Origin of the sequence: Halobacteroides halobius DSM 5150, from assembly GCF_000328625.1 — a bacterium.
GTDB lineage: Bacteria > Bacillota > Halanaerobiia > Halobacteroidales > Halobacteroidaceae > Halobacteroides > Halobacteroides halobius.
The window spans coordinates 2494026-2512467 of record NC_019978.1 but is presented as its reverse complement, the minus strand read 5'-3'; the positions used below and the strand labels follow the sequence as shown (position 1 = coordinate 2512467).

Annotated in this window: 18 protein-coding genes; 17 read left to right on the top strand and 1 reads right to left on the bottom strand. The window is 32.6% G+C overall.

Annotation, left to right across the window (positions count from 1 at the left end; genetic code table 11):
- Positions 1-4: 4 nt before the first annotated feature.
- The 6 genes from iolG (at position 5) to HALHA_RS12240 (ending at position 5996) form a co-directional block, all read left to right on the top strand.
- A complete protein-coding gene (gene iolG, locus HALHA_RS12265; RefSeq protein WP_015328091.1) occupies positions 5-1021 on the top strand; it encodes an inositol 2-dehydrogenase in 1017 nt (338 codons plus the stop codon).
- Positions 1022-1103: 82 nt separating this feature from the next.
- On the top strand, positions 1104-2558 hold the full coding sequence (locus tag HALHA_RS12260) for a CoA-acylating methylmalonate-semialdehyde dehydrogenase (protein WP_015328090.1): 1455 nt from the start codon (positions 1104-1106) through the stop codon (positions 2556-2558).
- Between the two features lie 165 nt (positions 2559-2723).
- Positions 2724-3728 carry a LacI family DNA-binding transcriptional regulator gene (locus HALHA_RS12255; RefSeq protein WP_015328089.1) on the top strand — a complete coding sequence of 335 codons (1005 nt, stop codon included), beginning with the start codon at positions 2724-2726 and terminating at the stop codon, positions 3726-3728.
- Between the two features lie 27 nt (positions 3729-3755).
- Positions 3756-4691, top strand: coding sequence for an AEC family transporter (locus tag HALHA_RS12250; RefSeq protein WP_015328088.1), 936 nt, complete (start codon positions 3756-3758; stop codon positions 4689-4691).
- Between the two features lie 223 nt (positions 4692-4914).
- Positions 4915-5610, top strand: a complete 696-nt coding sequence (locus HALHA_RS12245) for a DUF421 domain-containing protein (protein WP_015328087.1) — start codon at positions 4915-4917, stop codon at positions 5608-5610.
- 2 nt (positions 5611-5612) lie between these two features.
- A complete protein-coding gene (locus tag HALHA_RS12240) occupies positions 5613-5996 on the top strand; it encodes a DUF4363 family protein (RefSeq protein ID WP_015328086.1) in 384 nt (127 codons plus the stop codon).
- A 41-nt stretch (positions 5997-6037) separates the two neighbouring features.
- Here the strand turns inward: HALHA_RS12240 and HALHA_RS12235 are convergent, their stop codons facing one another.
- Entirely contained in the window at positions 6038-7528 is a 1491-nt protein-coding gene (locus HALHA_RS12235; RefSeq protein WP_015328085.1) for an amino acid permease, read from the bottom strand.
- A gap of 385 nt (positions 7529-7913) precedes the next feature.
- Here HALHA_RS12235 and glnA point away from each other — a divergent pair, with 385 nt between their 5' ends.
- The 11 genes from glnA (at position 7914) to HALHA_RS12180 (ending at position 18432) form a co-directional block, all read left to right on the top strand.
- On the top strand, positions 7914-9245 hold the full coding sequence (gene glnA / locus HALHA_RS12230) for a type I glutamate--ammonia ligase (RefSeq protein WP_015328084.1): 1332 nt from the start codon (positions 7914-7916) through the stop codon (positions 9243-9245).
- A 117-nt stretch (positions 9246-9362) separates the two neighbouring features.
- Complete coding sequence (gene iadA, locus HALHA_RS12225; protein ID WP_015328083.1) at positions 9363-10535, top strand: beta-aspartyl-peptidase; 1173 nt, start codon at positions 9363-9365, stop codon at positions 10533-10535.
- Between the two features lie 119 nt (positions 10536-10654).
- Positions 10655-11107: a DUF441 domain-containing protein gene (locus HALHA_RS12220; protein WP_015328082.1), complete on the top strand. Its 453-nt coding sequence runs from the start codon at positions 10655-10657 to the stop codon at positions 11105-11107.
- 235 nt (positions 11108-11342) lie between these two features.
- Positions 11343-11576, top strand: a complete 234-nt coding sequence (locus HALHA_RS13760; protein WP_245547369.1) for a hypothetical protein — start codon at positions 11343-11345, stop codon at positions 11574-11576.
- Positions 11577-11663: 87 nt separating this feature from the next.
- Positions 11664-12080, top strand: a complete 417-nt coding sequence (locus HALHA_RS12210; RefSeq protein WP_015328080.1) for a YwiB family protein — start codon at positions 11664-11666, stop codon at positions 12078-12080.
- Between the two features lies 1 nt (position 12081).
- Entirely contained in the window at positions 12082-13746 is a 1665-nt protein-coding gene (gene argS / locus HALHA_RS12205) for an arginine--tRNA ligase (protein ID WP_015328079.1), read from the top strand.
- A 275-nt stretch (positions 13747-14021) separates the two neighbouring features.
- Positions 14022-14177, top strand: a complete 156-nt coding sequence (locus tag HALHA_RS12200) for a XapX domain-containing protein (protein WP_015328078.1) — start codon at positions 14022-14024, stop codon at positions 14175-14177.
- Between the two features lie 102 nt (positions 14178-14279).
- On the top strand, positions 14280-15881 hold the full coding sequence (locus HALHA_RS12195; RefSeq protein WP_015328077.1) for a CTP synthase: 1602 nt from the start codon (positions 14280-14282) through the stop codon (positions 15879-15881).
- A gap of 59 nt (positions 15882-15940) precedes the next feature.
- The gene (gene ilvA / locus HALHA_RS12190; protein ID WP_015328076.1) at positions 15941-17152 is read left to right on the top strand and encodes a threonine ammonia-lyase; all 1212 of its coding nucleotides are present in this window, start codon (positions 15941-15943) and stop codon (positions 17150-17152) included.
- Between the two features lie 46 nt (positions 17153-17198).
- Complete coding sequence (locus tag HALHA_RS12185; RefSeq protein ID WP_015328075.1) at positions 17199-17594, top strand: RidA family protein; 396 nt, start codon at positions 17199-17201, stop codon at positions 17592-17594.
- 100 nt (positions 17595-17694) lie between these two features.
- Positions 17695-18432: a hypothetical protein gene (locus HALHA_RS12180; protein WP_015328074.1), complete on the top strand. Its 738-nt coding sequence runs from the start codon at positions 17695-17697 to the stop codon at positions 18430-18432.
- Positions 18433-18442 lie beyond the last annotated feature (10 nt).

Here is an 18442-nt window from a genome sequence, read left to right as displayed (position 1 = left end):
TAAAATGATTAAAGTAGGAATTATTGGGGCAGGAAGAATTGGAAAGGTTCATGCAGAAAGTATAACAAATTATGTACCTAATGCTGAAATAAAAGGAATTGCAGATCCATATATAGATGATGAAACTGAGGAATGGGCCAACTCTATGGGAATTCCTAATGTTTATAAAGATTACAAGGAGATTTTAACTGATTCTGAAATTGAGGCAGTATTAGTTTGCTCTTCAACAGATACACATTCTCAAATATCTATTGAAGCAGCTAAAGCTGGTAAACATATCTTTTGTGAAAAGCCCATAGATCATGATCTGGATAAGATTCATGAAGTGCTGAATGTAGTAGAAGAAGAAGGAGTAAAATTCCAGGTTGGTTTTAATCGTAGATTCGATCATAATTTCAAGGCGGTTAAGGAAGCTGTAGAGGCTGGAAAAGTGGGAGAGCCACATATTATTAAAATAACATCAAGAGATCCTGAAGCTCCTCCAATAGATTATGTAAAATTATCAGGCGGAATATTTTTAGATATGACTATCCATGATTTTGATATGGTGCGTTATTTATCAGGAAGTGAAGTAGAAGAAGTATATGCAGCAGGTGAAGTATTAGTTGATCCTGAGATTGGTGAAGCAGGAGATGTTGATACAGCAGTAATTACATTAAAATTAAAGAATGGAGCTATTGCTGTGATTGATAATAGTAGAGAAGCAGCTTATGGCTATGATCAGAGAGCAGAAGTATTTGGGTCCAAAGGTTCAGTGAAAGTAACTAATGATAGAGAATCAACTGCTGTAGTCAGTACAGAAAAAGGGGTAACTAAAGAAAAACCTTTATATTTCTTCTTAGAAAGATATATGGAATCTTTTGCTGATGAAATTAAGCAGTTTGTTAATGCAGTAGCTAATGATACAGAAGTTCCTGTTGATGGAACTGATGGATTGAAACCTATATTAATAGGTTTAGCTGCTCAAAAGTCTTTAGAAAAAGGACGGCCAGTTAAACCAAGTCAAATAGCTAAAAACTAAAGATCTAAGTTCAAGAGTGTTAACTTTGTTTTAATGTTGTTTGAGAAATTCATGATTATAATAATAAACTGGAGGTATTAATATGGTAGAAGAATTAAAAAACCACATTAATGGGGAATGGGTTAGTTCTAGCACAGACCAATATGTTGACGTTATTAATCCAGCTACAACAAAAATGATTGGGAAAACACCTATGTCTACAACAAAGGAAGTTGAAGAGGCTATTCAAACAGCCAAAGAATCCTTTTGGGAATGGCGAAGTACACCACCTGTAGAAAGAGCTAGATATTTATTTAAGTTACAGAATTTAATAGAAGAAAATTATGATAGATTATCTGAAGCAGTTGTTGAAGAAAATGGTAAAAATATTAAATCGGCTCGAGCTGAGGTGCAAAGGGCTTTAGAAAATGTAGAAGTAGCAGCAGGAATTCCATCTTTAGTGCAAGGATATAATTCTGAAGATATTGCACGTGGAATTGATGAAAAGGCTATTAAGCAACCAATGGGTGTATTTACTTGTATTGTTCCTTTTAATTTCCCAGCAATGATTCCTTTCTGGTTTGTACCGTATGCTATTGCGACTGGAAATACTTATATTATTAAGCCATCGGAAAAGGTTCCCTATACTGCTCAAATCTTGATGGAATTAATAGAAGAAGCTGGTATTCCAGAAGGAGTAGTTAATTTAGTTCATGGTGGTAAAGAGGTATCTACTACTTTATTAGAAAGTGATGATATTGAAGGAGTCTCTTTTGTTGGTTCAACACCTGTTGCTAAGAAAGTATATACTAAAGCAGCTATGGAAGGCAAGAGAGCCCAATGTCAAGGTGGAGCATGCAATTTTATTACTGTAATGCCAGATGCTAATCTAGAAGCAGCAAAATCAAATATCTTTAGTTCTTTCTTTGCCTGTGCAGGACAAAGATGCTTAGCAGGTCAGAATTTAGTGGCAGTTGGAGATGAAACTTATGATCAACTAAAGGAAATGGTTGTAGAACAGGTTCCAAATATTAAAGTGGGTTATGGTTTAGATGAAGGTGTTGAGATGGGGCCATTAATTACAGCTAAAGCTAAAGAAAGTATCTTAAGCCGAATTGATGAAGCAATAGATCAAGGAGCAAAAGTCTTAGTTGATGGTAGAGATATAGAGGTAGAAGGATATGAAGATGGACATTTTATAGGTCCAGTAGTTCTAACAGGTGATATTCATGATTTGGATATTGTACATGAAGAGATATTTGGCCCAGTAATGAATTTAATTAAAGTTGATACTTTTGAAGAAGCTAGAGATTTAATTAATAGCAACAATTATGGTAATGCTGCTAATATTTATACTCAAAGTGGAAAGTGGGCTAGAAAGTTTGCTTATGAAGTAGAAGGTGGTAACATTGGAATTAATATTGGTGTACCTGCGCCTGTACCTCATTTCCCATTTAGTGGTATGAAAGATTCATTCTTTGGAGACTTACATGCTCAGGGCAGAGATGTAATTGATTTTTATACAGAAAAGAAAATAGTGATTGAGAGATATTTGTAATTAAGATAGAAGTAGTTAATTATATATAATAGAGTAGTAAGTTGTTTTTTCAAACAGCTTACTACTTTTTTAATTAATCTCTACAGTTGATTTTGACTAGAAAACTTGTTATAATTTTATCATGATTAAACGTTTACAATAGATTTAAATAGTGAGGTGAAAACAATGGGATTAACAATCAAAGATGTGGCTAAAGAAGCAGGAGTATCTTATGCCACTGTTTCTAGAGCTTTAAATGACCATCCAGATGTTAATGAAGATACTAGAAAAAGAATATTAAAAATAGCTAGTGAAATCGGATATCAACCTAATGTTATTGCCCGAGGGTTGGTAAGTCAAGAAACTAAAACAATTGGTTTATTAATACCTGATATAACTAATCCATTTTTTCCTGAGGTAGCACGGGGAGTTGAAGAAGCAGCTATTGAGGCTGGATATAATATTTTTTTATGCAATACAAATTGGAGTAAGGAACGAGAAGAACATTATATAGATGCATTATTACAAAAACAGGTAGATGGATTAATTATAACTCCTAGTTCGGAAAATTTAGATCATTTAGAAAGATTATTAAATTCAAAAGTAAAAACAGTTTTTGTTAGTTCATTTATAAAACATCCTGATTTTACTTCTATTATTGTTGATAATGTAACTGGAGCTCAAAGAGCAGTACAACATTTAATAGAAAGAGGACACAAAAAAATTGGTTTTGTTGGTGCTGGAGAAGATAGATTTGCTAACCAAGAGCGGTTAAAAGGTTATAAACAAGCTTTAGAAGCTAATAATATTGAAATTAGGCCTAAATATATAAAGAATCAAGAAGGATCATATAAAAGAAAAAGTGGATATTACTTAATGAAGGAGCTGTTAAGTCTTGACCAGTATCCAACAGCGGTTTTTAGCTATAATGATTTATTAGCTTTAGGGGCGATTCAGGCTATAAGAGAAGAGGGATTATCTGTACCAGAAGATGTGGCGGTGATTGGATTTGATGATATTTCTTTTGCTTCTTTACCGGAGATTCAATTAACTACTGTTGCGCAACCTAAATATGATATGGGCCAATTGGCTTTAGAAAATTTACTTGAGCAAATAAAGGACAAAAAAGAAAAGAGTATTAGTCGAAGAATTTTACTAGATCCTAAATTGATAATTCGTAAGACGAGTTGAAATTTTATTGAAAAGGTGGGTTAGGATATGGACAGTATTATTAGAGTACTTCCTAATATTATTCCAATATTATGTTTAATAATATTAGGATATATACTAAACAAATTGAAATTCACTTCAGCTGATACAATAAATGAGTTTAAAAATTTTGTACTAAATGTTTCATTACCAGCATTATTATTTCAGTCTTTTTTAGAAATAAATCTTGAAATTAAATATATTTTTATAATATTAACCGTTTTTTTGGCTAATTTATTAATGTTAGGAATTGGTAAGTTTTTTAAGAAAGTTTTAAAAATTGAGAATCCCTATTTTGCGTTATTATTTACAGGTTTTGCAGCGGGAGTAATGGGTATACCTTTATTTAGCGTAGCTTATGGAGCTAAAAATGTTGATTTCTTTGGAATGGTTCAGTTAGGACAAGAATTTTATGTATGGTTTATATTATTTCCAATTTTATCAAACTTAAAAGGGTTTGTTAATAGTTTAAAAGATAGAGTATTATCTTTTTTAGAATCACCAATTATAATTTCAATTCTATTAGGACTTGTCTTGAATTTACTTGGATATAATGAGTTTAATAATAATTTTTTGATAGGAATATTAAATACAATTGATCTAGTTGGTCAAGTTACCTTACCATTAATTTTAATCACAATAGGTTATAAAATTAAGTTTAAGTTTGAAGGATTTTATTTACCTTTAAAAACTTTAGGATTGAGATTAACAATTTTTGTTTGTTTGGCTTTAGTGATTGATAAGTTTATATTTCAAAAGTTGTTATATTTGAAAGATATTTTTGGAATTGCTTTATTAGTAATGTTTATTTTGCCACCACCATTTTCAATGTCTTTACTAGTAAGAAAAGATGATAAAAAAAGTCAAATTTATGTTGATAATACAATTTCACTAGGGATTATTATTTCTTTATTGAGCTTTATTGTGATAGTTTTTGTGTATTAATAAAGAATCACTTTCAAACTTGAACAGATTAACTTTGTGATTAGTATGATTATTTAATAATTTGGAGTTGACCTATTATAAATTAGGCAATGATAGTAATCTATTTTAAAGTGCTTAGAGCAACTTTTATTAGTTGCTCTTTTTATTTTAATTAGTAATTACATATTATAAATAGATTTGTTCAATACTATACTAGAAACTTATAATCAAAAGGATGATGTAAATGCTAATAGTAATTATCCGAACAATCATTTTATATATAACTGTATTAGTAGTATTAAGATTGCTGGGGAAAAGACAAATCGGAGAGTTACAACCAGTTGATTTAGCAGTTACAATTATAGTTTCAGAATTAGCAGCAATGCCAATGCAAAATACAGATATCCCATTAATTAATACGTTGCTTCCTATTTTGTTGATTTTGATTTTACAGGTTTATACTTCTGTGATTAATACTAAAAGCATTACAGCTCGTAAGCTAATTTGTGGTGAGCCAGATATGTTAATTAAAAATGGAGAGTTGAATGAAGATAAATTAAGGAAAAACAGGATTAATATTCATGAGTTGATAGAAGAATTAAGGGTAAAAGGATATCATAATCTGGCTGATATAGAATTTGCCTTTATTGAGACAAACGGAAAGATAAGCGTGATTCCTAAATCGCAAAAAAGACCTATTAATCCTCAAGACCTACAAATAGAAACTGATTATGAAGGAGTTCCCTTTCCTTTGATAGTTGATGGTAGAGTATATAAGGATAATTTAGATGAGATTGATTTATCCCCCCAATGGTTAAAAGAAGAATTATCTGAGTTTGGTGTTAAAGATCTATCTAATGTATTATTTGCTAATATTGATTCTACAGGTAATTTATTTTATCAATTAAGTGAGTCTTATAAATCTAAGGAAAGGGGATAATAATGAAAAAAGTATTAATTGGAAATACTTTATTTTTGATACTAATGGTTGGATTAACTTTTTATGGGTATAAAGAGGTAGTTCATTCAGCTAACCCCTTACTAAATAAACTAAATACATTAGAGAAGAATATTGAAAATAATAATTGGCAACAGGCCAGTCTAACTAGTAAAGCTCTACAAAAAAATTGGGAAAGAACGCAAAATTTATGGACTCTAGTACTACATCATAATCGAGTTGATGACTTAGAAAACTCGTTAACTAGAATTAAAAAAGCAGTAGCAATAGAAGAAGAAGCAGAAGCTTTAATTGAAATAGCAGTTAGTAAGAGATTAATTCGAAATGTCCCCAATACAGAAGAAATTGATATTAAAAATATATTTTAAATTAAGTAAGGTTAAGTGGATATCCACTTAACCTTTTTGCTTTACTCATTATTCTTTTTATTATTATCATTATTCTTTTTTTGACAGGAATCTTTGGGCGTCAATTCGTCGCTTGCTTCCATACTAGTTTGAGGAGTCAATCTTTCTACTCCTTTCGTATTTAATCCAATTAGCTTTTTAAAGGAAATATCTTCATTAGTTGCTTTTAGTAGGTAAGCTTTACGTACCATATAAACAATAGTATAGAAGGCTACTAATATTAATCCAGCAAATAACCCTGACCCTTGCCCAGGAATCAAAGGCATACTGAATATAGCAGCTACTAAAGCAACAAAAGCAAATATAGTTGTGTAGGGATACCACATAAGCTGGCAATTACCATCTGGTGGGCAACCAGTTTCTTTTCTGTATTTATAATGAGTAGCCATAATCATAGCATAGGAAAATAAAAAGGCAAATCCTCCTGAACTAACGAGAAAAAGATAGATTTGATTTGGTAATAAATAGGCCATACCAATTCCTACTAGCATTCCAGCTCCTGAAAATAAAATACCACGTCTAGGTACTTCACCTTCTGACTTAAGCCATGAAGGAGCATATCCTTTATCAGCTAATGAACGAACCATTCTACCTAGCCCAAACATAGCAGCTAACATAGTTGATACAATAGCTAAGATTAAAATTGCATTCATGGGAGTAGCTACCCAATCTAATCCTGCTGCACTAAGAGCTGCTACAAACGGACTAACATGCTCTCTTAATGCAGCTGTTGGAATTAGAGGAAGTAGCGTAATTAAAGAAAGAACATAAAGTCCTACTAATCCAAATACTGTGAATTTGATTGCACGTGGGATTGTAGTTGTAGGTTCGCTAGCTTCTGAGGCTGATAGTCCAATAATTTCAAAGCCTGCGTAAGTGAATATTACAATTAACATTGCACCTGCTAGCCCTGATATTCCTCTAGGAAATAGAGGTTCAGCTTTTAAAGCACCTAATCCTATAGGTTCTATTCCAGGCATTATACCTATTATTAAAGCAATAGCTAATCCGATAAATGCTATAACTGCAGATACTTTTATTAAGGCTAGTCCACTTTCTAAGGTAGCCAGTAACTTGGCCCCTAATAAGTTAACTAGTGTAACAGCAACAATGATAAGTGCTGCCATAAAAGGTAGAGAGATGCCAGGAAGCCACTTTTGGATGAACATAGCTGCAGCTGTTGCTTCACTGGACATAGCAAGAATTAATCCAGTCCAGTAGACCCACCCTAAAACAAAACCAACTAGAGGGCCATACATTTGTTCAGCGTATGTTCTAAAAGAACCAGGAGCTTGCTCAGCAATAGTCATTTCAGATAAAGCAGTTAAAACAATATATACTAGTGTACCTGCTAATAGATAAGAAATGAGTATACCTGGCCCAGCAGCCTTAATAGAGACTGCAGATCCTAAAAAGAAAGATCCCCCTACTACTGTTCCTAGGGCCAACATCGTAAGATGCCAGGCTGATAGTCCTTCTTCTTTTGTAGACATTTTTATTACCTCCTTATTTAAAATTAAATAAATATCATTATAATTACTTAGTGGGGCTGATTACCCACTAGGATTTGATTTATGGTTCTTTCGAAACTTTAAATAATATTAGTTAAGAAGTTGTTTCATAGCTCCTCTATTCATTGAATTCTATAATAGTATGAGTTAAAACCTAGTTAATTATAATAATTTAATTAGATTGTATTAAATATGGTTTATTGTTGATATTAAGAAAGAACGATTATATAATTATTACTAATTAGAAATACTTCAAATAAAACCTAACATATACTTGACATAAAGCTAGGGATTTGTTAAGATAAAATTAAGTTAAAGAAAGATTATAAAAATAAACTTTAAAATAAAGTATTGAGGAGGAAGTAGTATGAGTTTAACAAAAGAGGATATTTTGAATAAGGCTGATGAGTTAAATGTTAAGTTTATTAGACTACAGTTTACAGATATTTTAGGTGTAATTAAGAACGTAGCAATTACTATTGACCAATTAGAGGATGCATTAGATGGTGAAATCATGTTTGACGGTTCTTCAATTGACGGGTTTACTAGAATTCAAGAGTCAGATATGAAGTTAAAGCCAGATTTTGATACATTTACTGTTTTTCCTTGGCGCCCTGAAAAAGGTGGAAGAGTAGCTAGATTGATCTGTGATGTTTATATGCCTAATGGTGAACCTTTTGAAGGTGGACCGCGAAATGTATTACAAAATGTTTTAGAAGAAGCACAAGAGATGGGATATGAGATGTATCTTGGCCCAGAGCCAGAATTTTTCTTATTCGAAAAAGGTGAAGAAGGAGAGCCAACTACTATTACTCATGATAAAGGTGGCTACTTTGATTTAGGGCCAATTGATGAAGGCCAAGATACAAGAAGGGATATTGTATTAGCATTAGAACAGATGGGCTTTGAAATGGAGGCTTCGCACCATGAAGTTGCACCAGGTCAGCACGAGATTGACTTTAAATATGATGATGCTTTAAGAACAGCTGATAATATTGCTACTTTTAAATTTGTAGTAAAGGCTATTGCAAACGAGCATAATTTACACGCTACATTTATGCCTAAGCCTATTTTTGGTGAAAATGGTTCTGGAATGCATATGAATCAGTCCTTATTTAAAGATGGAGAGAATGCATTCTATGACGAGGCTGATGAATTAGGTTTAAGCCAAACAGCTTATTATTACATTGGTGGATTATTAAAGCATGCTGATGCTATTGCAGCAATTACTAATCCAACAGTTAATTCTTATAAAAGATTAGTACCAGGCTATGAAGCACCAGTTTATAAGGCTTGGTCTGCTTCTAATCGTAGTGCTTTAATTAGAATACCAGCTTCTCGTGGAGCAGGAACAAGAGTAGAGATGAGAAATCCTGATCCAGCAGCTAATCCATACTTAGCAACTGCTGTTATGCTAAAAGCTGGTTTAGACGGAATTAAGAATGAAATTGAACCACCAGCTGAAGTTGTAGAGAATATCTTTGCTATGGATAAAGGAAGAAAAGCAGAATTAGGTATTGATAGTTTACCAGGTAATATTAATGATGCAGTTGATGAGTTATTAAAAGATGAGCTTATTCAGGATGCTTTAGGAGATCATGTTTTAAAGCATTTTGTAGAAGCTAAGAGATTAGAATGGGATGTATATAGAACACAAGTACATCAATGGGAATTAGACCAATATTTAAAAACATTTTAATAAAGATAGACAAAACAGCAGGGCCAACTGGTCCTGCTGTTTTTAAGTATCAGGGTATAAAAAGCTATATCTGTTAAATAATACAAGTAACTAACTGTTTAAATTAAGGAGTGTATTATGCTTAAACTAATTAAAAATGGAGAAGTTTATAATCCTGAACCTTTAGGTACTAAAGATGTATTGATTACGGGAGATAGAATCGTTAGGGTAGCAGATAATATTCCTGTTCCTCAACAAGAATTTTGTGAAATTGAAGTAATGAATGTCAAAGGTCTTAAAGTTGTACCCGGGTTAATTGATCCCCATGTACATTTAATTGGTGGTGGTGGAGAAGATGGTTTTAAGAGTAGAACCCCTGAGATAAGGTTGACTGATTTAACTACCGCTGGAATTACTACTGCTGTCGGATGTCTAGGAACAGATGGAACAAGTAGGCATATGACCTCTTTGTTGGCTAAAGCTCGTGGCTTAGAAGAGGAAGGAATTACTAGCTATATTTATACTGGATCTTATCAATTTCCTTTACAGACAATAACAGGTAACTGCCGGGATGATATTATCTTAATTGATAAAGTTATTGGAATAGGAGAAATAGCTCTAGCAGACCATCGTTCTTCTCAGCCGACAATAGAGCAGTTTAAACGGATTACTGCATTATCTAGAACGGGGGGGATTCTTTCTAATTCAGCTGGAATTGTGCATGTTCATGTAGGAAATGGGAAAGATGGTCTAGGTTATTTGTTGGAGATAGCTAAGAATACCCAAATCCCTATAGTTCAATTTTTACCAACCCATATTAATAGAAACCCAGATTTATTAGATGCAGCTAATGAGTTTATTGAACAAGGTGGGATGGTAGATCTAACTACTAGTTCAACTAATAATCCTGAGGATAAACAGGTTCCCGCTAGTAAAGCAGCTAGGACTTTACTAGACCAAGGTGCTAGTGCAGATATGATTACTTTTAGTTCTGATGGGATGGGTAGTTTACCTCAATTTGATGATGCAGGAAACTTTATTGGTTTGGATATTGGGTCAGTTAAATCTTTATTAAAAGAGATGCAAAAGGCAGTATTAGATGAGGGGATTGCTTTAGAAAAAGCTTTAAGGTTTGTAACAATAAATGTTGCTGATATTCTAAAGCTAGAAGATAAGGGCCAAATAAAAGAAGGCTGTATGGCCGATTTAACAATTTTAGATGAACAGTTAAATGTTGATTCAGTCTTGGCCCGGGGCCAATTAATGGTAAATAATGGAGAACCGATAGTCAAAGGAACGTTTGAAGATTAGAATAAAGGCATAAGTCAGCCTTGTGGCTTATGCTATTTTTTATTATTTATAAAATTTCTTCAAGAAATTAAAGTTACTTGTTATAATGAATGTAGTTCTTAAATAAAGGTGGGGAAGATATGCAGGTTAATCTAATATTGATTGTAATCACTATTCTGGGCTTAATTGTAAAAAATGATTCGTTGATTATTTCCGGAATAGTCTTATTAACAGTTAGGAATTTAAAGTTAGAAGGAATTATGGATTTAATTGATAATTATAGTGTAAAAGTAGGTATTATTCTAATTATGTTAGGTGTATTAGCACCATTAGCAACTGGAGAAATGAAATTAGATAGGCTAACCCAAGGTTTATTAGATCCATTGTCTATCCTAGCAATAGTGATGGGGATTGCAGTAACTCAATTTACCCGAGAGGGCATTAGCTTATTAGAAAGTGATCCTGCAATAACAGTAAATTTAGTGCTAGGTGTTATCTTTGGAGTCACATTTTTTAATGGATTACCCAGTGGGCCTTTGATTGCTAGTGGGATTACTGCTGTTTTATATAAATTATTTTCTTTCTTTTCTTAACAGGAATAATTGTCCTAAAAGCTAACTATTAATGTATAGGCTAAATTAGGGAGGGATAATTATTAAAAAGATATTAATAATTCATTCAGCAGTAGAAGAGTTAAATGAAGTAGTTAAGGGCTTACAATCAGGTTTTGAAAATCAAGGGGTAAAGGTTGATTTAGAAGAAGTTGGTTATCGTACTAGACCACTAAGTTTTAATAAATATGATTTAGTATTAGTAGGAAGTCCGACTTTGGGATTCTTTGGTGGTCAAATAGATAATGAGTTAGATAGCTTCTTAAGTGATTGTAAGAGGACTTCTGGACAGCATACGATAGCTTTTGTTAGTTCAAAGTTATTAGGAGCGGGGAAAGCAGTTAAAAAAGTAATGGGGAAATTAGAGGCCCAAGGATGTTTTGTTAAAGACTTTCGTGTATTTAGTGATTATGATACAGCTAAGGATTATGCCTTAAAGTTAGAAGTTTAAACTAACTTAGTCTTGCAAAAGATAAATTTAGGTTATATAATTATATATTGTTGTATTAAATACAGATAAAAAGTGAGGTTGATACTTTTGACTAAAGAAGTATCAATAAAGATTACAGGTAAACAAAAAAATGGGACAGAAGAAACTGAGATTAACAATCATACTAAAGGTAAATTTTATAATAAGCAAGGAACATATTACTTAAGATATCAAGAAGAAGCTAAAGGATTAAAAGGAGTTAATACTACACTTAAAATTGAAGATAATCAGGTTACTTTAATTAGGCAGGGGAAGGTCAGAACCATCCAAGAGTTTATGCCCCAGACTAAGACTAAATTTGATTATAAAACTCCTTACGGAAGATTAGAGTTAGAGATTGAGGTTGAGATATTAAATGTCAATATTGGTTCTAGAGCAGGTGAAATTAATTTAAAGTATCAATTATATGATAAACAAGGATTAATTGGTACTAATTGGTTGAATATAGTTTATAAGGAGGAATAGTATGGCACTGGTTCAGGATTTGCAGGATAAACTACGGGCCAAGCTTAAAGAAGCAGTTAAAATGACAGACTTAGAGGTCGAGGTTATACCAGATATTAAGCTTGAAGAGCCTAGAGAAGAAGAGCATGGAGATTATGCTACTAATCTAGCTATGGTATTATCTGGACAAGCAGGGATGCCGCCCCGAAAGATTGCAGAAAAGATAGTTAATAATCTAGCGGAACTTGATTTTTTAGCTCAAATGGAGATAGCTGGTCCGGGATTTATTAATTTTTATTTTAATAATGAATGGTTATATGATGTCTTATTAGAGATAAATAAACAGGGTAGTAATTATGGTCAAATAGATGTTGGCGCTAACAAGCCAGTTCAAATTGAGTTTGTAAGTGCTAATCCCACTGGGCCATTACATGTAGGACATAGTCGTGGTGCAGCTGTTGGTGATGTATTAGCTAATATCTTAAAACTGGCTAATTTTGATGTTAGTAAAGAATACTATATTAATAACGCTGGTAATCAGATGGACCTATTAGGTAAATCAGTAGCTATTAGATACTGTCAGTTGCTGGGAGAGGATATTACTTTACCAGAAGATGCTTATCATGGAGCATATATTAAAGAAATAGCTCAAGAGATTGTTGAGCAAGAAGGTAAGGCTTATTTACCAGCAGCTCAAGAAGAAGAAATAGATTACTTTAGAGAGTATGCTTATGAACAATTAATAGCTAATATTGAGGAAGATTTAAAGAGTTTTGGTGTAGAATTTGATAACTGGTTTAGTGAACGGACTTTACATCCTGATTCTATTGAAGAAGTAACAGCTAAATTAAAAGAGAAAGATTTAATTTATGAAGAAGAAGGGGCTTTATGGTTTAAAGCGACTGAATTCGGTGATGATAAGGATAGAGTAGTAATCAAAGATGATGGGACGCCTACTTATTTGGCTGCTGATATTGCTTATCATCAAAATAAGTATCAACGAGGTTTTAAAGAAGTAATTAATATTTGGGGTGCTGATCATCATGGTTATGTTAAAAGAATGAAGTCAGTGGTAGAAGCACTAGGTTATGGTACAGAAGCACTACAGATTATTTTAGTACAGATGGTTAGTCTATTACGTGATGGAAAGCAACTTCAGATGTCTAAACGCTCTGGCAATTTTGTAACTCTTAAAGATGTAGTGGAAGAGGTAGGTAAAGATGCTGCCCGTTATTTTTATGTAATGCGTAGTACAGATAGTCATCTTGATTTTGATCTTGATTTAGCTAAAAAAGAGTCTACAGACAATCCAGTTTATTATATTCAGTATGCTCATGCTCGGATTTGTAGTATTTTAGAGCAGATAGAAGAAGAACAAATAGCAAGACCAGAATTTAAGCAGATTGATTTTTCTAAGTTAGATGCTGAAGCAGAGTTAAATTTAATCAAAAAACTAGCTGATTATCCAGTTGAAATAGCGAAAAGTGCTAAAAGTAGAGAACCACATCATATAGCACGGTTTGCTTATGATTTAGCGGCAGAGTTCCATAAGTTTTATAACAAATGTCGAGTATTAGTTGATGATCAAGAGTTAGTAGCAGCTAGATTATCTTTAGTTTTAGCTACTAAGCAAGTACTAGTTAATGTACTTAATCTATTAGGCGTTTCTGCTCCAGAAAGTATGTAACATTTAATTAACAATTGACAATTAAACCTAATGAAAAATCAAGATCAATTAATTCAAGTAATATGTAGATGTTTAATTAATCAAAAATCTACTAATAAGATCTCACTATATATCATTGTTTGTGTCTTTACTCAAGCTTAATCTTAAACTAATGTTTGATTTTTATTAGTATTATTAATTGTAAATTGTACATTTTCAATTGTCAATTTGTTTTTTTCGTTGGCCCAAGTTTTGGGTGGGTGGGAGAGGGTATTATTAATCAAGGAGGAATTGAAGTGAACCAAGTTTTATTATCTGCTATATCGGGGTTAATTGTTGGTGCTTTATTTTCCTTTTTAAAGTTACCTATTCCGGCTCCACCTACATTAGCAGGTGTTATGGGAATTATAGGTATTTATTTAGGTTTTTGGTTAGTCAATACTTTAATTTAAGATTATTAGACTAGAAAGTTTAGGGAGGCCTAAATTTTCTAGTTTTTTCTATAGCGAGAGTAAGCTAGACGTCTAACAGGAAATTTAAAGGAGGATTTATTAATGACTAAGTATATCTTTGTAACTGGTGGTGTAGTTTCTTCACTAGGTAAAGGAATTACAGCAGCATCTTTAGGAAGACTATTAAAAGAAAGAGGATTGAATGTTACAGTTCAGAAATTAGACCCTTATATCAATGTTGATCCAGGAACAATGAGTCCCTATCAACATGGGGAAGTATTTGTAACAGAAGATGGTGCAGAAACAGATTTAGATTTAGGGCATTATGAACGTTTTATAGATATTGATTTAAATCAAAATTCTAATGTAACAACTGGTCAAATTTATTCTACAGTATTAACTAAAGAACGAAGAGGGGATTATTTAGGAGGAACAGTGCAAGTAATTCCTCATGTAACTGATGAAATTAAATCTAGAATTAAAAGATTAGGAGATTCTGAAGAGGTTGATGTAGCTTTAATAGAAATTGGAGGAACAGTTGGCGATATAGAAGGACTACCTTTTTTAGAGACTATTAGACAGTGTAAGCATGATTTTGGTGCTGAAAATGTGATGTATATTCATTGTACATTGATACCATATTTAAATGCTGCTAATGAGTTAAAGACTAAACCAACGCAACATAGTGTTAAGGAGTTGCGCCGATTAGGTATCCAGCCTGATGTAATTGTGTGCCGTAGTGACCGAGATTTAACGCAAGGGGTTAAGGATAAGATTGCTTTATTTTGTGATATTGAAGAAGAAGCAGTAATTCAAGCTAAGGATTTAGAGTATATCTATGATGTACCACTAGTAATGGAAGAAGAAGGATTAGCTGATATCACCCTTAAGAATTTGAAGTTAGAAGCTAGGGTGGATAAACCAGATCTATCTGGGTGGAAAAAATTAGTAAATAAAATGAAGCATCTAGAGCTAAATACTACAATTGCAATTGTAGGAAAGTATGTTGAACTACCTGATGCTTATATTAGTATTGTAGAATCTTTACAGCATGCTGGGGTAGCAAATAATACTGATATAGATATTAAGTGGGTGCATTCTGAAGATATAGAAGAAGAAACTGCTCAAGAATATTTAGCTGATGTAGATGGGGTTTTAGTGCCAGGTGGTTTTGGTGATAGAGGAATTGCAGGTAAGATTGAAGCAATTAAATATGCTCGAGAAAATAAAGTACCTTACTTTGGAATTTGTTTAGGGATGCAGTGTGCTGTCATTGAGTTTGCTCGAAATGTATGTGGCTTAGAAGAAGCACATAGTGCAGAATTTGATGATACGGAGCATCCAGTTATTGATTTAATGCCTGAACAAAAGGATGTTGAGGATAAAGGTGGAACTATGAGATTAGGAGTTTACCCTTGTAAAGTTAAGGAAGATACAGTCTGTCGAGAAATATATCAATCAGAGATAATTTATGAGCGTCATCGTCACCGTTATGAATTTAGTAATCAGTTTCGTAAGGAGTTAACTGAAGCAGGATTGATTTTATCTGGAGTATCTCCGGATGATAAGCTAGTAGAGGTTGTAGAACTTAAAGACCACCCTTGGTTTGTAGCTAGTCAGTTCCACCCTGAATTTAAATCACGACCAAATCGCCCTCATCCATTATTTAATGGATTTGTAAAGGCGGCTATAACTAATAAATAAGCTAAAAAGCAGAAATTCTCTTTGTGATAGAAGGGGATTTTTGCTTAGGGAGGGATTTGATGTTAGTTGATTTAGCAAAAATAAAAGAAGCAGCTCAAGATTTAGAGGGAGTTATACATAAAACTGATTTAACTTATAGTAAGACTTTTAGCAAGTTAAGTAATAATCAGATTTATCTCAAAACAGAGAATTTACAAAAGACAGGATCATTTAAAATTCGTGGAGCTTACAATAAAATAACTAACTTAACTAAAGAGGAGCAAGAAAAAGGTGTAATTGCTTCTTCAGCTGGAAATCATGCTCAAGGTGTTGCCCTAGGAGCTAGAAAAGAAGGAATCCAAGCAACTATTGTAATGCCTGAAAATGCTCCAATTGCTAAAGTAACAGCAACTGAGAATTACGGAGCAGAGGTTATACTACATGGTAATGTCTTTGATGATGCTTATGATAAAGCTATGGAATTAAAAGTAGAAAGAGGAATGACTTTTTTACATCCATTTAATGATCCAGATGTAATCGCTGGTCAAGGAACGATTGGTTTAGAAATAATTTCCGAGTTAAAAGATGTAGATATCATCTTGGCCCCTGTTGGGGGTGGAGGATTGATTTCTGGAATTGCAATTGCTGCTAAGACACTTAAACCTAGTCTTCAAGTAATTGGTGTAGAATCTGATCATGCTGCTTCTATGAAGTATTCTCTAGAGCAAGGGGAAATAAAAAGTTTGGAAAAAGCTAATACTATTGCTGATGGAATTGCTGTTAAGAAACCTGGTAATCTAACTTATCAAGTTTGCCAAGAATATGTTGATAGGTTTGTAACTGTTAGTGATGAAGAGATTTCTAATGCCATTTTAATGTTATTAGAACGGGCCAAGTTAACAGTTGAAGGTGCAGGGGCTACTACTCTAGCAGCAGTATTAAATAATAAGCTGGGAGTTAAAGATAAAAAAATAGCAACTGTATTAAGTGGTGGTAATATAGATATGAATATGATCTCTAGAATTATTGAACGAGGTTTAACAAGGGCAGGCCGAAAAGTAAGGTTTAAGACGGTTTTAAAAGATCAGCCGGGTAATTTACAGCAACTTTTAAATCAAATTGCTAAATTAAAAGCTAATGTAATTTCAGTGACTCATAATCACCATCAAGTAGGTATTCCAATTGATAGAGCAGAAGTAGAATTAGAGTTAGAAACTAGAAATCAAAAACATGCGCAAAAAATTTATCAATCTTTAGAGGATAAAGGATATCAGTTGTTGACTAATATTTAATCAGCAGTGGGCGTAAGTTCAATAAATAATTAAAGGGGGCGAAAACATGGCAGATTTAGAAACAGTTAGTACTACAGAGGCACCAGCAGCAATTGGCCCGTATTCTCAAGGGGTTAAATGTGGGAATCTACTATTTGTATCTGGGCAAATTCCTTTAGATCCTGATCCTAAAAGAGATGATGATTTAATAAAGGGCGGAATCGAAGTTCAAACCAAGCAGGTATTAGAGAATATAAAAGCTATTTTACGGGAAGCTGATTTAGAGTTAACTGATGTAGTAAAGACTACTTTATTTATTAGTAATATGGAAGACTTTGAGCAGATAAATGGTGTTTATAGCGAATATTTTACTCATCATAAGCCAGCTCGGGCTTGTGTTGAAGTAGCTAGACTACCTAAAGGTGTAGGTATTGAAATAGAAATTATAGCTAGTATTGATTAGTACTAAGTAGAGGATAAATCCTCTGCTTTTTATTTTTTTGGTATATTAATTCCATAATCTGTCAATAATATTATTGATAATTGATTATGGGGGGATAACTATGAAGAAAACTATAACATTGGTTATGATAGGATTGATATTATTAATATCTGTTAGTTCAGTTAGAGCTAAATCAGTCAGAAGAGGAGATATAGTAGCTGTTAATGTTAGTCAAGGAACAATTTTATTAAAAAATAATAAGCAGATTCAAGAATATAATTTGGCTTTGAATGCTATAATTAAATTAAATGGTAAAGATGTGAATCTATCTGCGCTCAAACCGATAAATTCTACTAGTTTTCAAGAGGCTAAAATTAAATTAAATCAACAAGGCAAAATAGAAGTCATAAATTCATTTTATCAAGTGATTCCAATTATTGTTGAAAGGATACGTGTTAATTTAATAATAGTTAAAAATTTAAATACTAAAATTAAAAGGGTCTTTAATTTAAATAAAGATTTTAAACTAATCCGGAATAATTTTTTAACTGACCAGTCTAATATTAGAGTTGGTGACCAGGGAATAGCCATCTTAGGTATTAATAATCAATTGAAAAAACTAGTAGTTCAACATTATCAAACCAGTGGCATAATAACTGATATTAACTACCAAAAGAAAGAAATAACTGTAAATGTGGGGACTAGACTAAAGCCTCAGCTTAAGTCATTTAGTATTACAAAAAGAAGCAAATTAAAGCGGGGCAAAAGGTTAATTAAGTTTAAACAATTAGTAGTTAATAGCTGGATTAAAATAGAAGGTAAGAAACAGGTTAAACTGGCAATAATGCGAAAAATATAAATTGATTTTA